General features: G+C 68.4%; 12 protein-coding genes. 7 read left to right on the forward strand and 5 right to left on the reverse strand.

Annotation, left to right across the window (positions count from 1 at the left end):
- The first annotated feature begins 29 nt into the window (after positions 1–29).
- Positions 30–1,406 (forward strand): glucose-6-phosphate dehydrogenase, encoded by a 1,377-nt coding sequence (locus tag ACFVWR_RS06315; RefSeq protein ID WP_387209165.1) that lies wholly within the window; start codon positions 30–32, stop codon positions 1,404–1,406.
- Here ACFVWR_RS06315 and ACFVWR_RS06320 read toward each other — a convergent pair.
- Positions 1,403–1,903: a hypothetical protein gene (locus tag ACFVWR_RS06320; protein WP_387209167.1), complete on the reverse strand. Its 501-nt coding sequence runs from the start codon at positions 1,901–1,903 to the stop codon at positions 1,403–1,405. The genes ACFVWR_RS06315 and ACFVWR_RS06320 overlap by 4 nt on opposite strands.
- Before the next feature lie 87 nt (positions 1,904–1,990).
- Positions 1,991–2,188, reverse strand: coding sequence for a hypothetical protein (locus tag ACFVWR_RS06325; protein ID WP_387209169.1), 198 nt, complete (start codon positions 2,186–2,188; stop codon positions 1,991–1,993).
- A gap of 110 nt (positions 2,189–2,298) precedes the next feature.
- On the opposite strand from ACFVWR_RS06325, the gene ACFVWR_RS06330 reads away from it, so the two are divergent.
- Entirely contained in the window at positions 2,299–3,456 is a 1,158-nt protein-coding gene (locus ACFVWR_RS06330; RefSeq protein ID WP_387209172.1) for an SLC13 family permease, read from the forward strand.
- Positions 3,457–3,471: 15 nt separating this feature from the next.
- On the opposite strand, the gene ACFVWR_RS06335 is transcribed toward ACFVWR_RS06330, so the two are convergent.
- Entirely contained in the window at positions 3,472–5,412 is a 1,941-nt protein-coding gene (locus ACFVWR_RS06335; protein WP_387209174.1) for a YhgE/Pip family protein, read from the reverse strand.
- On the reverse strand, positions 5,412–8,297 hold the full coding sequence (locus ACFVWR_RS06340; RefSeq protein WP_387209176.1) for an MMPL family transporter: 2,886 nt from the start codon (positions 8,295–8,297) through the stop codon (positions 5,412–5,414). The genes ACFVWR_RS06335 and ACFVWR_RS06340 overlap by 1 nt, the downstream gene beginning before the upstream one ends.
- Positions 8,298–8,417: 120 nt before the next feature.
- Here ACFVWR_RS06340 and ACFVWR_RS06345 point away from each other — a divergent pair, with 120 nt between their 5' ends.
- Entirely contained in the window at positions 8,418–9,077 is a 660-nt protein-coding gene (locus ACFVWR_RS06345; RefSeq protein ID WP_387209178.1) for a TetR/AcrR family transcriptional regulator, read from the forward strand.
- 58 nt (positions 9,078–9,135) lie between these two features.
- Positions 9,136–10,023: an SGNH/GDSL hydrolase family protein gene (locus tag ACFVWR_RS06350; RefSeq protein WP_387209180.1), complete on the forward strand. Its 888-nt coding sequence runs from the start codon at positions 9,136–9,138 to the stop codon at positions 10,021–10,023.
- Between the two features lie 46 nt (positions 10,024–10,069).
- On the opposite strand, the gene ACFVWR_RS06355 is transcribed toward ACFVWR_RS06350, so the two are convergent.
- Complete coding sequence (locus ACFVWR_RS06355) at positions 10,070–10,885, reverse strand: sugar phosphate isomerase/epimerase family protein (RefSeq protein WP_387209183.1); 816 nt, start codon at positions 10,883–10,885, stop codon at positions 10,070–10,072.
- 198 nt (positions 10,886–11,083) lie between these two features.
- On the opposite strand from ACFVWR_RS06355, the gene otsA reads away from it, so the two are divergent.
- The 3 genes from otsA (at position 11,084) to ilvD (ending at position 15,212) form a co-directional block, all read left to right on the forward strand.
- Positions 11,084–12,562 (forward strand): alpha,alpha-trehalose-phosphate synthase (UDP-forming), encoded by a 1,479-nt coding sequence (gene otsA / locus ACFVWR_RS06360; protein ID WP_387209185.1) that lies wholly within the window; start codon positions 11,084–11,086, stop codon positions 12,560–12,562.
- A gap of 73 nt (positions 12,563–12,635) precedes the next feature.
- A complete protein-coding gene (gene otsB / locus ACFVWR_RS06365; protein ID WP_387209187.1) occupies positions 12,636–13,448 on the forward strand; it encodes a trehalose-phosphatase in 813 nt (270 codons plus the stop codon).
- A 69-nt stretch (positions 13,449–13,517) separates the two neighbouring features.
- Positions 13,518–15,212, forward strand: a complete 1,695-nt coding sequence (ilvD, locus tag ACFVWR_RS06370; RefSeq protein WP_387209189.1) for a dihydroxy-acid dehydratase — start codon at positions 13,518–13,520, stop codon at positions 15,210–15,212.
- The last annotated feature ends 36 nt before the right edge of the window (positions 15,213–15,248 follow it).

The following is a 15,248-nucleotide window of genomic DNA, read 5'->3' on the forward strand; positions in this document are numbered from 1 at the left end:
CTCTCCAGTATGGCCGTACTGTGGATGGCATGACGCAGCCTGTGGCCACTCTCGTGATTCTCGGAGCAAGCGGTGATCTTTCGTCGCGACTTCTCCTTCCCGCTCTCGGTCAGTTGCTCACGAATCATCCCGATCGACGCATCCAACTCATCGGTTCGGGAAGTGAGGAGTGGACGGATGCGCACTGGCGCTCCGTGGTGCGAGCCGCCTTCAAGACCATGGACTGCGGCGGCCCGGCCGTCGAGAACGCGCTGAAAGACAGCGTGTACCTGTCGGCCGACGTCACGAAGCCGGAGGATCTGACGAGGATCTTCGCGGCCTGCACGGGCGTTCCCGCCCTCTACTTCGCGCTCCCGCCTGCCGTCGCGGCCCTCGCCTGCGAAGCCCTCGAGAAGGTCGACCTGCCGGAGGGCACGGCGCTGGCCCTCGAGAAGCCGTTCGGCACCGACCGCCGCAGCGCGGTCGCGCTCAACAAGACGCTCGCGAAGCTGGTGCCCGAAGACCAGATCCACCGGGTCGACCACTTCCTCGGTCGCTCCACCGTGTACAACCTGCTGGGAATGCGTTTCGCGAATCGCATCTTCGAGCCCCTGTGGAGTTCGCAGCACATCGACCGCGTCGACGTCATCTACGACGAGACGCTCGGGCTCGAAGACCGCGCGCGCTACTACGACAAGGCCGGCGCGATGGTCGACATGATCCAGTCGCATCTGCTTCAGGTGCTCGCTGTGCTGGCCATGGAGCCGCCGTCGACGCTCGACGCGCAAGATCTCCGGGATGCGAAGGGTGCGGTTCTCCGCGCTACGCGCGTCTTCGGCGACGACCCGACCACCTCGAGCCGTCGTGCCCGCTACAGTGCGGGCACCATCGACGGCCGTCAGCTGCCCTCTTACGTCGGCGAGAAGGGCGTGGACTCGGCGCGCAAGACCGAGACGCTCGCCGAGGTGACGTTCGAGGTGGACACCTGGCGCTGGGCGGGCGTGCCGTTCACCCTCCGTTCCGGCAAGGCGCTGGGGGAGCGTCATCGCGAGATCGTGGTCACGTTCAAGCCGGCCCAGCACATCCCGACCGGTCTCAAAGGCGCGTCGGAGCCGACCAAGCTGCGCATCATGCTGGCGCCCGACGAGATGTCGCTCGAACTGAACATCAACGGCCCGGGCGACCCGTTCGAGATCGAACGCGCCGAGCTCTCCGTCGACTTCGGGCCGGGGCAGCTCCTGGCCTACGGCGAGGTGCTCGAGGGGATCCTCGACGGTGACCCATCGCTGTCGGTGCGCGGAGACACGGCGGAGGAGTGCTGGCGCATCGTGGCTCCCGTCGTCACCGCGTGGGCGAAAGACGAGGTTCCGTTGCAGACCTACCGGGCGGGCTCGAGCGGCCCCGCATCCTGGAAGGCGCTCGGTTAGGCGGCTGTGCGCTGAGCGGGCGTGCGCTGCGCGATCGCGGGGATCTCGCCGGTGACAGGCTTGCGCAGGTCTGTCCAGACGGTGATCGGTGCGGGCTCCCAGCCGAATGCGGCGGGCTCCTGCACGGTTTCGCTGTCGGCTTCAGGTGCGGTGACCTCGGCGTCGAGCACCGGCTCCGCGGATGCGGCGTCAGCCGGCTCGGCGACGGCCGCCGCGTGAAGCGGCTCGCGTTCGCTCGACTCGGCGAGCTCTCCCGCTTCGATGCGGCGCTTGGCCTCGAGCAGAGCGGTGGTGATGCTCAGGGAGACGGACTGGGCCAGCACGGAATGGAAGATCGTGTCGGTGTCGTCTTGGGAGCGGCGGGACACAGTCCATTCGCCGCGCTCGCCGATCAGTTCGGCGACCTTCTCGTGCACCACGTCGAGGATCTGCGCCTCGCTCAATTGCGGAACCGGAGCCGCCGGAACCGCGGCGGCGTGCCGCCTGCGACCAAACATCGTGCAACCCCTTCCAGGTTGTTACCACCCTTGTGAATACAAGTGTGGTCGACATCCGGCCAGGAGAACGGCGGACACGCCGCGTGATCAGCGCGATTTCTCGTTGATTTGAGCTTCTTTCGACTCTTGGAGCACTGTTCCGACCGCGATCGCGAGTGCGATGCCCGCATTCACCCACATCAGCACGATTCGCCAATCGCGTTGGCCGCTCCGGCTCGACTGGATGGTGGACCACAGGCCGACCGCCGCACTGATCACAGCGCCGTTGAAGATGAACTTGCGCATTCGCGTCCTTTCGCTCCGCATGCAACGCTACCGCGCGCGTTCCGAACAGTACGCCCCGGGATAGGGTCGATCCAGCCACCGGGGAGACCGGCAACAGAGAGAGGATGAGGATGAGAACAGCGCTGATCGGCGCCGGCCTCCTGCTTCTCGGCGGCATCGCCGTCGTGACCGGCATTCTTCCGGTGTCGGATGCCCTGGTGCTGTGGGACAGGGTGTGGCCCATCCTGCTCTTCGTGGTCGCCGTCACGGTGGTCACCGAGCTCGCCGCCGAGGCCGGGCTCTTCACCGTGCTCGCCCAGCAGACGGCGCGCTGGGGGCGCGGGCGCGCCTGGCTGCTCTGGCTCCTCGTCGTGATCGTGGCGACGGTGAGTACCATCTTTCTCTCGCTGGACACCACCGCCGTTCTGCTCACGCCGGTCGTCGTCGTTCTCGCCCGCCACGTCGGCCTGAGCCCGCTGCCCTTCGCACTGACGACGGTGTGGCTGGCCAACACGGCATCCCTGCTGCTGCCCGTGTCGAACCTCACCAACCTTCTGGCGCAGCACGCGATGGGATCGCCGACTCCGCTGGAGTTCGCCGCGATGACGGCTGCGCCCGCCGCCGTCGCGATCGTGGTGCCGGCCGTCGCCGTGTTCCTGATCTTCCGCACATCGCTGACGCAGCGGTACACCCCGGAGGCGCGCGACCCCATCGAGGACGACGTGCTCTTCTGGTGCAGCGCCGCCGTCGTGATCGCGCTGCTGCCCGCCCTCGTCTCCGGCCTGCCGGTGTGGTTGCCGGCGAGCGCCGCCGCGATCGTTCTCGTGGTGTTGTTCGCCGTGCGCCGGCCGTCGGTGCTGACGTTCGGGATGCTGCCCTGGCAGCTCGTCGTGCTGGCCTCGGGGCTGTTCCTGTTCATCGAGGCGCTGCACGCGGTGGGCCTGGCGACCGTGCTCGCGACCGTGTCCGGCTCAGGTGAGTCGCCGCTCGACCTGCTGAGGCTCGCCGGCACCGGCATGGTCGGGGCGAACGCCATCGACAATCTCCCCGCCTACCTCGCGCTCGAGCCCGTCGCCGACTCGCCCGTTCGCCTGGTCGCGCTCCTGATCGGTGTCAACGTCGGCCCCTTGATCACGCCGTGGGCGTCGTTGGCGACGCTGCTGTGGCATCAGCGTCTGACCGCCCTCGACGTGCCGATGTCGTGGCGCCGCTACATGCTCCTCGGACTGGTCGTCGCACCCGTCACGGTCGTTCTCGCCACCCTCGCTCTCTCCCTGACGCTCGCCTGACTCGGGAGCAGGAAGCTACTCCGCCGGGAGCAGCTGCGAGACCCTCACGATGCGTTTGCGCGCCACAGCGATGAGGGCGAGCGCGAAGCCGAACGCCGCCCAGAGCAGGAGGCCGCCGATCCCGCGCCAGACCCCGTCCGTCGACTCGACGACGCCGCGGAAAGCAACGATCGCTGTGGACGTCGGCAGCCAGGCCATCACGCTGTCGAAGAAGCCGGGAACCGTCGAGACGATCCCCGAGGCCAGGGTGATCACGACGACGAGCATCGAAATGAACCGTCCGACGCCGCCGAGGAGCGCCACGAGGCCGTGGTTCACGGCGGCGAAGGCGACACCGGCCAGCGCGGCGACTCCGGCGAAGCCGAACCAGTGTCCGGCGTCGAGGGAGAGCGCGAACTGCATGATCCCGGCCACCAGCACGCCTTGCAGTGCGCCGACGACCGCCGCAGGGATGAAGCCGTCCCACGCGATCCTCCCGGAGGCGCGCGTGGTGAGCATCGATCGTCGTGAGACCGCCTGCAGCACGAGGAAGGTGGCGAGCGCGCCGAGCCACAGGGCGACGGCCGCGAACAGGGGGATGCTCGTCTCGCCGAATCCGCTCGCGGCCGCGGCATCCTGCTTGACCGGCTCGGACGCGACGGATGCGAGGTTCTTGCGGTCGCTCTCCGAGTAGCTCGGGAGTTGCTTCACCGCCTGCGCGAGCCCGGAGGAGAGGGACGCGGCGCCCGCGGCCGTCTGGTCGGCGCCCGTCGCGAGCGCGGGAACGCCGTCGGCGAACTGGCGCACCCCTGCCGAGTATTGAGCGGCTCCCGTGGCCGACTGCGCTGCGCCGGAGGCGAGTTGTCGAGCGCCGGAGGCGGACTGGGATATCCCGCCGGCGAGCTGCTGGCCGCCCGCCGCCAACTGGGCGGTCGAGTCGGCGACGGTCTTCGTGCCGGCAGCGAGCTGACCGGCGCCGGTGACGAGATCGGGCTGCCCCTGGCCGGGGCTCGTCGTCATGATCCCGACCGTTTTGGCGATCGCGACGCAAGCGGGATCGGTCTCACCGTGGGCCGTCACGCACTCGCTGAGCGCCGCCTTCGCCGATTGGGCAGCGAGCGTGACCCCCTGCGAGACGCCGCCGGCTCCTGACGCGAGCGGCGCGACGCCCTGCGTGCTGAGCTGCGAGAGACCGTTCGCGAACTCCGATGTCTTGTCCGCCAGGGTGCCGAACCCGCCCGCGAGCGACGAGGTGCCCGTCGAGAGCTGCGAGACGCCGGCGGACAGCTGGTCTGCACCGGTCGCCAGTTGGCCGCTCGCGTCGGCGAGCTGGTGTGTGCCGCCGGCGAGCTGACTCGCACCGCTGGAGAGCTGCGAGGCGCCGGAGGCGGCCTTCGAGATCTGGTCGTGCAGCGTGTTGAAGCCCACGTACACGTTCTCGAGATAGGTCGACGTGAGCTGCTTGTTCAGCACTGACGTCGCCGTGCTGGTGACCGCTTGGCTGATCGAGGGGTCCACGAGTTTCGAGGCCGCGCTCGTCTGCACGTCGATCGTCGCCTGCGTGGCGTCGGCCGCGTCGCCGGCGGGCGAGGTCGCGGCTTTCGAGAATCCCGCTGGAATGGTGACGACGGCCACGTAGGAGCCGTCGGTGAGGCCGCTCGCGGCATCCTTCTGGTCGGTGAGCACCCAGCTGAAGTTGTCCTTCTCGCTGTCGAGCAGACCGGCGGAGAGCTGGCGCCCGAGCGGCACCGTCTGGCCGTCGACCTCCACGGGTTGGTCGAGGTTGACCACGGCCGCCTTGACGTCGCCGAGACGCTCGGTCGGGTTCCACAGGGCCCAGACGAGAAGCCCGCCGATCACCAGAGGAACGAGCAGGATGCCCACCACCGTGAGCCAGGTCACGCGCTTGTCCGACCGCATCCGCTCCAGCGAGAACAGCGAGCGCGGGCGACGCAGGGGGGAGGGGGAGGTGGACATCAGGCGGAGACCTTTTCGGGGGAGCGGTGGGCGGGGGCGGGAGCGGCGGGTGTTCGGCCGCCGAGAAGCACGGAGCTCGGCTCCACGCCGTCGGGCAGGATGTCGTCGAGGCCGTCGGGCTCGACGCAACTGAGGGCGAAGGCGAAAGGGCGATCGTCGGCGTGCGCACGACCGATCGCATCGGCCAGTTCGTAGCGGATGCGCCGCCGTTCCACAGGGTCGGTGACGGTGTCGACGGCGTCGAGTGCGAGCACCTGCGGGTCGCCGAGGAGGGCGCGGCGCACATCCTCGACCGGCGTCTCCGACGTGGCGAGCCGCACCACGGCGGTGCGCGCGCGCACGGCGCCGCTCCGGGTGGGCAGCACGTAGCCCGCGACCTTGAGCAGTCCGGCGTCGGGCTTCGTTCGCCCGGTCATCGCCATGAGCAGTGCCGCGCCGGCGGTTCGGTCGCCACCGTGCACCACGAGCACATCCCCGTCGGAGAGCCGGAACGACACGTCGGAGAAGAGGCTGCGCTTGCCCGCAACTACTCCGAGCCCCTCGGCCGCGGCGATGACGCGGCCGCCGGGCTCGGGCCACTCGGCGAGCTCGAGCTCCTTCTGCAGGCCCTCGCCCTCGACGTCGAACGATGGCAGGATGCGGTCGAGCCAGCGCGGCATCCACCACGCCTTCTCGCCGAGCAACTGCAGCACGGCAGGCACGAGTGTCATGCGAACGATGAACGCGTCGACGAACACGCCGACGGCGAGGCCGAGGGCGATCGGCTTGATCGACGTGTCGCCTTCGGGAACGAAGGCCGCGAAGACGGAGATCATGATGATGGCCGCGGCCGTCACCACCTTCGCCGATCCGACGAATCCGCTCTGCACCGCGCGCCGGGCGTTGCCGCCGTGCACGTAGTCCTCGCGGATGCGGCTGACGAGGAACACCTCGTAGTCCATCGCCAGGCCGAAGAGCACGCCCATCAGGATGATCGGCATGAAGCTGATCACCGGGCCCTCCTTGGCGACGTTGAGCGCATCTCCGAGCCAGCCCCACTCGAACACGACGGTGACGGCCCCGAAAGCGGCGCCCACCGACAGCAGATAGCCGAGCGCCGCCTTGATGGGCACCGCGATCGAGCGGAACACCATCGTCAGCAGCACCAGCGACAGGCCGACCACCAGGATGCCGAACGGCAGCAGGGCGCCTCCGAGCCGGTTCGAGACGTCGATCTGGGCGGCCGTCGTTCCGGTCACCTTCAGGTCGACGCCGTATTCGTCGACGAAGTGCTGGTGCAGCCCGCGGATCGCGGCCACGAGGTCGGCGGTCTTCTCCGAATCGGGGCCGGTGGTTGGGATCACCTGCACGATCCCGGTGTCTGCGCTCTTGTTCGGCGTGGCGAGCGGAACCCCGGCGACCCCCGGCAGGTCGGCGATCTCGTCACTGATCTTGGTCATCAGCCCGACAGGGTCGGTGCTCGAGATGATCGAGCCGGTCACGATCAGCGGGCCGTTGTATCCCGGGCCGAAGTGTTCGGAGATCAGGTCGTAGGTGATGCGCGCCGGGTCGTCGACCGCGTGGGAGCCGGCGTCGGGCAGCGCGAGCCGGAGCTGTGCCGCCGGGATGGACGCGATGCCGAGCAGGGCGACGACGGCCACGATGGTGACGACGGGGAAGCGCGTGACCGCACGCACCCAGCCCCGGAAGAACCCCGGTGGCACGTCGGCCTTCGCCGCGTGCGCGAGGCTCGGGGCGGCGGATGCGGCGGATGCGGCGGACGCGACCGCCTCGCCGGTCACGGCGTCCCCGCCGTCCGCTGGGTCGGCGTCGGTGGCTGCCTTGCGGGCTGCGCGCTTCGCGGCGCGCTTCAGGGCGCGTCGGCCCGGCGTGATGCGCGCACCCGCGAAGCCCAGGAGCGCGGGAGTGAGGGTGAGGGAGATCAGTACGGCGATGGCGACCGCCACGGAGGCCGCGATGCCCATCGTGGTGAGGAAGGGGATGTTCGCCACAGACAGCCCGACGAGCGCGATGATCACGGTGATCCCGGCGAAGAGCACGGCGGAGCCCGCCGTCGCGACCGACCGCGCGGTCGACTCCTCCGGCGAGACCCCGGCCTTCAGCTGGCTCTGATGCCGGGAGATGATGAACAGTGAGTAGTCGATGCCGACGGCGAGCCCGAGCATGAGTGCGAGCAGGGGCGTCGTCGAGGAGATCGGGCCGAACAGCGTCGCGATGAAGATCAACGCGATCGAGAGGCCGACTCCGAGCAGCGCGGTCAGCAGCGGCATCCCCGCGGCGATGAACGATCCGAACGTCAGGATGAGCACCACGAGCGCGATGCCGACGCCGAGCAGCTCGGTGACGCTCAGGGCGGGCAGGCTCTGCGAGAACAGTGCCCCGCCCACGGCGACCTGGGACTCTTGCGGAAGCTGCGTGCCGAGGGCGTCGCCCGCATCCTTCAGCGCGGTCTTCGTCTCGGCCGGCACTGTCGTCAACTGACCTTCGAGCTGTACGGTGACGATGGCGGTCGAGGCGTCGTCGGAGATCGATCCCTTGACCCCGTCGTCGTAGGGGGAGGTCACGCCGGAGACGCCGTCGAGCTTCTCGAGATCGGCGACGGCATCCTTGACGGGTTGCTCGATGTCCGGCTCACGGACGGTGTCGCCCTTCGGGGCCACCACGACGATCTGGGCGGAGGTGCCGCTGACCTGCGGGAAAGTTCGGCTGAGCGTGTCGAGGGCCTCTTGCGATTCGGTTCCCGGGATGCTGAAACTGTTGTCCGTTCCCTGGTTCAGCAGGGCGGCCCCACCGCCGAGGGCGACGAGCAGCACGATCCAGAGGGAGACGACCAGCTTGCGGGCACGAAAAGCCCAGCGGCCGATCGAATACAGAATCGAGGACACGCGTTCTCCTACATATCGGGTGGTACACAGCGCAAGAAAGGTTCGATACACCGTCGTATCCGATACTCGAATGTATCGAATACACTGGTGTATGCGAGTCCGATTCAGGAAGGTTTCAGCTTGGACACGTCAGTTCTCAGGGAAGACGCCCCGACCGAGTCGGCACGGCGTCAGAAGACGCGCTCACGCCTGCTCGACGCGGCGTTCGAGATCTTCGCCGAGCACGGGGTGCACGCAGCGAGCGTGGAGATGATCACCGAGGCCGCCGGCTTCACTCGCGGCGCCTTCTACTCGAACTTCTCAAGTAAGGAAGAACTGTTCTTCGCTCTCATGGAGCGTGAGAAGGCGATGCGGATCGAGCAGCTGAACGCCGGTGTCGCGCAGTTCCTCACCCCGCTCGTGGGCGACGGCAAAGGGATCGAAGACGACGACGTCGTCGAGATCATCACCAAGGTGCTCGAACTGCAGTCGGACGACCGCCGCTGGTGGCTCGTGCAATCGGAGTTCCTCTTGCTCGCCATGCGCGACCCGCAGATCGCCGGCGGTTTTCTCGAGTATCAAGACGGCTTCTTCCGCGAGCTCACCGAGATCGTCGTGGCGGCCTTGGCCTCCGCATCCCGTCGCTTCACCATCGACTCGGAGGAGGCTGTGCGGGTTATCGCCGAACTGTGCGCGAACGCCGAGGCGCGGGCGCTGCTCTCGGGCGACGAGCGCAAGTTCTCGGAACGCCTCTCCTCCAGCGTGCCCGCGATCCTCCTGGCGCTCACCGAACCCATCTGAGTCGGCCGGGCGCGCGATTTCGAGCGGGTCTCAAGGATGCGCCGGTAACGTTGCACGGATGCGACGCAGAACAATCCTGATCCCCATCGTCGCCGTCGTCGCTGTCGGCGCGCTCGCCGGTATCGGCGCCATCGCCTGGTCGGCGTCCTCGAACGACTCCGGCGCCACCCGTGCGGTCTCCACAGCCCAGGCGACGCCGACTCCCACGCCGACCGTGGACCCCTTTCCTCGTCGGCCACTCACCACGGCCACCCGGTACGTCGCGCTCGGCGACTCGTTCGCCGCCGGCATGGGTGGCGGGAAAGAGGCGGGGCGCTGCGTGATGAGCGACAACGCGTATCCGGATGTGTTCGCCGCGGCCGCCGGCATCGACCTCGTCACCAATGCGGCCTGCAGCGGCGCCACCACCGCCGATCTGCTGAAGCGGCAACTCCCGCCGCTCGACGAGAAGACCGACCTGGTCACGGTGAGCGTCGGCGGCAACGACCTCGGTGTCGCCACCATCGCGGCCGACTGCGCCGCCGGAAAGTCGGTGCCGTGCCGCAACGAGCTGTCGTCGGCGCTCAGCCTGCTGAACGTGCTGCCCGACCGGCTCGACAGCGTGTACACCGCCATCGCGAAGGCTGCGCCGAACGCGCGCATCGTCGTGACCGGCTACGCCCTCCTCTACGACGCCTCCGATCCGACGGCCTCCGACTTCGGTGTCGCTGCCGCGATCAACGCCGCGACGATCGGACTGAACGAGGTCATCAGAGACGCCGTCGACGCCGAGCGCGCCCAGGGGATGCCGATCACGTTCGTCGACGTCGATTTCGACGGACACGGCATCGGCACGAAGAAGCCCTGGGTCAACACGACCGGCTACACGGCCTTCCACCCGACCGCGGCGGGCTACAAGGAGTACTCCCGCGAGCTCATCCGCCGCCTCGGCACCGCCGTCGACTGACCCTCCGTCCGGCCGGAGTCTTCCGCGCCCCGCGCGAAAATGACCGTCAGTCCGGATGATTCGCCGGCGTGCCGGCCGATCTCTCCTGCACCGCGAAAGCCAACGTCTCGGCGAGCATCGCGACCCGCTCCTCCTCCGTGCGGGCCTTCCGCGTGTTGATCTCCGCGACGACGTCGCCCGACCATCCCGCCGCGTCGAGCATCCGAAGCACCTCGGCGACAGGCTGTCCGCCGTGGCCCGGCAGCAGATGCTCGTCGAAGATGCGTCCATCGTCGAGTGCGCCTGAACCGTCGCACAGGTGCACGTGGCGCAGGCGGTCGCCGAGCGAGGTCGCGAGCTGAAACGAGTCCAGGCCGCTGAGGGCCGCGTGGGAGAAGTCCAGGGTGACGGCGTCGGTGTCCCACTCCGCCGGGTTCCAGCCGGGCGAGTACGCGGCGAGCGCGCGGCCGCCGATCTTCCACGGGAACATGTTCTCCACGGCGATCTCGACGCCGCTCGACTGCGCGATCTGGCGCACGATCGCCACGAAGCCCTCGGCGTAGCCCGATTGCCAGCGGAACGGGGGATGCACGACCACCGTCGAGGCGCCGACCGCTCCGGCGAGCTCGGCGGCGCGCTCCAGCTTCACCCGGGGATCCCGCCCCCACACGAAGTGCGTGAGCAGCAGCACCGGTGCGTGGATCGAGAGGATCGGCATCGAATACCGTTCGGACAGGTCGAGGAGCACGGCAGCGGACTGGGTCGCCTCGTCTCGGGTGACCATCACCTCCACGCCGTCGAACCCCACCTGCTGCGCGAGCCGGAACGCGTGCTCCGTCGGCAGCGGGTAGACGCAGGACGTGCTCATTCCGATTCGCATCATCGCGCTCACGGTAGCTCCACCGGCTGAACGAGGCGTTACCGCCCGGAGAACGGTGCCCCGTGACCCCTTGAACCACGCTGGTACCCTGGAAGAAGCGTGAAAACCCGCAGCGCGCGAGGGATTGGACCAACCATTTCAGCACATCCGCACCCCACCGAGACCACTGGCCACACCGACGAAGGCGACACGTACGAACTGGTGATCGTATCGAACCGGCTGCCCGTCGACCGCGTCACCGACGACGACGGGAACGCGACGTGGCGGCCGTCTCCCGGCGGTCTGGTCGCGGCGCTCGAACCGGTGATGCGCGCCGAAGACGGGGTCTGGATCGGCTGGGCAGGCGTCGCCGATGAGGACATCGAGCCGTTCGAGGCCGACGGCATCAACATCCATCCTGTGCGTCTCAGCGAGCAGGAGCTGCAGGAGTACTACGAGGGCTTCTCGAACGACACGCTCTGGCCGCTCTACCACGACGTGATCGCCCCGCCCAGCTTCCACCGCGAGTGGTGGGATTCGTACGTGAAAGTGAACCAGCGGTTCGCGGATGCGGCAGCCGCCACCTCGGCGAAAGGCGCCGTGGTCTGGGTGCACGACTACCAGCTGCAACTGGTGCCCGCCATGCTCCGTGCGGTGCGGCCCGACCTCGTGATCGGCTTCTTCAACCACATCCCTTTCCCGCCGTACGGCATCTATTCGCAGCTCCCGTGGCGCCGCCAGATCATCGACGGACTGCTCGGCGCCGATGTCATCGGTTTCCAGCGGGTCGCGGATGCGGGCAACTTCTCTCGCGCTGTGCGCCGTCTCAAGGGCTACGAGACGCGCGGCCCCATCATCGAGGTGCCGATCGACACAGACGATCCCGAGGCAGGCTCGCACCGGCACGTCACCACCAACCGTCACGGCGGCCTGGTGCGCACCGTTCTCGCGCGGCAGTTCCCGATCTCCATCGATGCCGAGCAGTACCAGTCGATGGCGCGCCGCCCCGAGATCCAGGAGCGGGCGAAACAGATCCGCGAAGAGCTGGGCAACCCCGGCACGATCATGCTGGGCGTCGACCGGCTCGACTACACGAAGGGCATCGGCCACCGGCTGAAGGCGTTCGGTGAGCTGCTCGCCGAAGGCGACATCTCGGTGGAGGATGTGGCGCTCATCCAGGTCGCGAGCCCCAGCCGTGAGCGCGTCGAGACGTACCGGCAGCTGCGCGACGAGATCGAACTGACCGTCGGCCGCATCAACGGCGACTACGCGACCCTGGGTCACACGGCCGTCTCCTACCTGCACCACGGCTACCCGCGCGAGGAGATGGTGGCCCTGTACCTTGCCGCCGACGTCATGCTCGTGACCGCACTCCGAGACGGCATGAACCTGGTCGCGAAGGAGTACGTCGCCACGCGCGTCGACGACGACGGTGTGCTCGTGCTGAGCGAGTTCGCCGGCGCGAGCGACGAGCTGCGGCAGGCCCTTCTCATCAACCCGCACGACATCGAGGGGCTGAAGGAGACCATCCTGCAGGCGGTGGCGATGCCGAAACGCGAACGCACGCGCCGGATGCGGGCGCTGCGCAAGCGGGTGCTGACCAACGACGTGGCCAAGTGGTCCGCTTCTTTCCTCGACGCGCTCACCCGCAGTGCGCACGGCGACCACCCGCTGCAGAACCCGCCCGTCAACCGCCGCTAGGGGCGCACCCGGCCCTGCCGGGCGCCCCGCGCATCCCCGCGTTACACCATTCGTACCGACCTCGGAAAGAAGCATGACCACCGACTCCGCCCCCGCCGCACCGCTCGACTCCGCCCTCGCCATCGTCGAGGCCATCACGTCTCTCGCAGCCGCCGACAGGCTGCTGCTGGCCCTCGACTTCGACGGCACGCTCGCACCGTTCGTCGACACACCGAAATCGGCCCGGGCGCTGCCCGAGGCCAAGGCGGCGCTCGAGCGCCTCGAGACGATGCCGAGCACCTGGATCGCGTACGTGTCCGGCCGCCCGCTCTCCAGCCTCGAGATCGTGACCGAGGCCGACGCGGATGCCCTCCTCATCGGATCGCACGGCGTCGAGGTGCGCTTCGGGCGCGACGGCGTCTCGCTCGACCTCAGCGTTGACGAGCAGGACAAGCTCGCCCGGCTCGGCGACGTGCTGCGCGCGCTCGTCGAGGCGAACCCCGGAACGCGTCTCGAGACCAAGCCCGTCGGCTACGGGGTGCACTACCGCAACCTGGAGTCGGGCACGGGCGAGGACATCGTCACCGCGGCATCCTCCGCCGCGACGGCGATCAGCGACGCCCTCACGATCCGCGACGGCAAGGACATCATCGAGTTCTCGGTGCGCGGCGCAGACAAGGGCGACGGGATCGAGCGCCTGCGCGAGTACACCGACGCGACCGCCGTGCTGTTCGCCGGCGACGACCTCACCGACGAAGACGGGTTCCGCGTTCTGCGCCCTGGCACCGGCGACATCGGCGTGAAGGTCGGCGCGGGGGAGACCGCCGCGCAGTTCCGTGTCGCCGACGAGAGGGCCGTCGCGACGATGCTCACCCTGCTCGCCGAGGCCCGCGCGGCCAGGGTCTGAGGCGGCGGGTTCTCCACCGGCTTCGGTCGCATGAACGGAACGGCATCCGCGGCGTTCTAGAGTTGTCCCATGCCAGACATCGATTGGAAACCGCGATCGCGCGTTGTCACCGACGGAATCGAAGCCACCACCAGCCGCGGCATGCTCCGCGCGGTCGGAATGGGAGACGAAGACTGGGAGAAGCCGCAGATCGGCATCGCGAGCTCGTGGAACGAGATCACGCCGTGCAACCTGTCGCTCGACCGTCTCGCTCAGGGCGCCAAAGAGGGCGTCCACTCCGGGGGCGGTTACCCGCTCCAGTTCGGCACGATCTCCGTCTCCGACGGCATCTCCATGGGTCACGAGGGGATGCACTTCTCGCTCGTCTCGCGTGAGGTCATCGCCGACTCGGTCGAGACCGTGATGATGGCCGAGCGCCTCGACGGCACCGTGCTGCTGGCCGGCTGCGACAAATCGTTGCCCGGCATGCTCATGGCCGCCGCCCGGCTCGACCTCTCCGCGGTGTTCCTCTACGCCGGTTCGATCGCACCCGGCTGGGTCAAGCTGTCGGACGGCACCGAGAAAGACGTCACCATCATCGACTCCTTCGAGGCGGTCGGCGCCTGCAAGGCGGGCAAGATGAGCGAAGAAGACCTCAAGCGCATCGAGTGCGCCATCGCTCCCGGCGAGGGCGCCTGCGGCGGCATGTACACCGCGAACACCATGGCATCCGTGGCCGAAGCTCTCGGGATGAGCCTCCCCGGCTCGGCCGCTCCGCCCTCGGCCGACCGCCGCCGCGACTACTTCGCGCACCGTTCGGGCGAGGCCGTCGTGAACCTGCTGAAGCTCGGCATCACCGCCAGGGACATCCTCACCAAGAAGGCCTTCGAGAACGCGATCGCGGTCGCGATGGCGTTCGGCGGCTCCACCAACGTGGTGCTGCACCTTCTCGCGATCGCGAACGAGGCAGAGGTCGACCTCACGATCGACGACTTCAACCGCATCGGTGACAAGGTGCCGCACATCGGCGACCTGAAGCCGTTCGGAAAGTACGTCATGAACGACGTCGACCGTCACGGCGGCGTCCCCGTCGTCATGAAGGCGCTGCTGGATGCCGGCCTGCTGCACGGGGACTGCCTCACGGTCACCGGCAAGACCGTCGCCGAGAACCTCGCCGAGATCAACCCGCCCGCCCCGGACGGCGAGGTCATGCGTTCGCTCGACGACCCCATCCACGCCACCGGCGGCATCACCATCCTGAAGGGCACCTTCGCACCCGAGGGCGCCGTCGTGAAGACCGCCGGGTTCGACGCCGACGTGTTCGAGGGTCCCGCGCGTGTGTTCGAGCGCGAGCGCGCGGCCATGGATGCGCTCACCGAGGGAAGCATCAAGGCCGGCGACGTCGTGATCATCCGGTACGAGGGCCCGAAGGGCGGCCCCGGAATGCGCGAGATGCTCGCGATCACCGCGGCCATCAAGGGCGCAGGCCTCGGCAAAGATGTACTACTCTTGACAGACGGACGATTCTCAGGCGGCACAACCGGCCTCTGCATCGGCCACATAGCACCCGAAGCGGTGGACGCAGGTCCCATCGCCTTCGTGCGCGATGGTGATCTGATACGGGTCGATATCGCGGCTCGCTCGCTCGACCTACTTGTCGACGAGTCCGAGCTGACCGCCCGCCGTGAAGGTTGGGCGCCACTGCCTCCGCGCTATACCCGTGGCGTTCTCGCAAAGTACTCGAAGCTCGTGCATTCCGCTGCGGAAGGCGCGGTCACCGGGTAGCTTGCGCTCTCTGCATCATCCGTTTCGTACGTAAGG

The organism is Leifsonia sp. NPDC058292 (genome assembly GCF_042880955.1).
Lineage (GTDB): Bacteria > Actinomycetota > Actinomycetes > Actinomycetales > Microbacteriaceae > Leifsonia.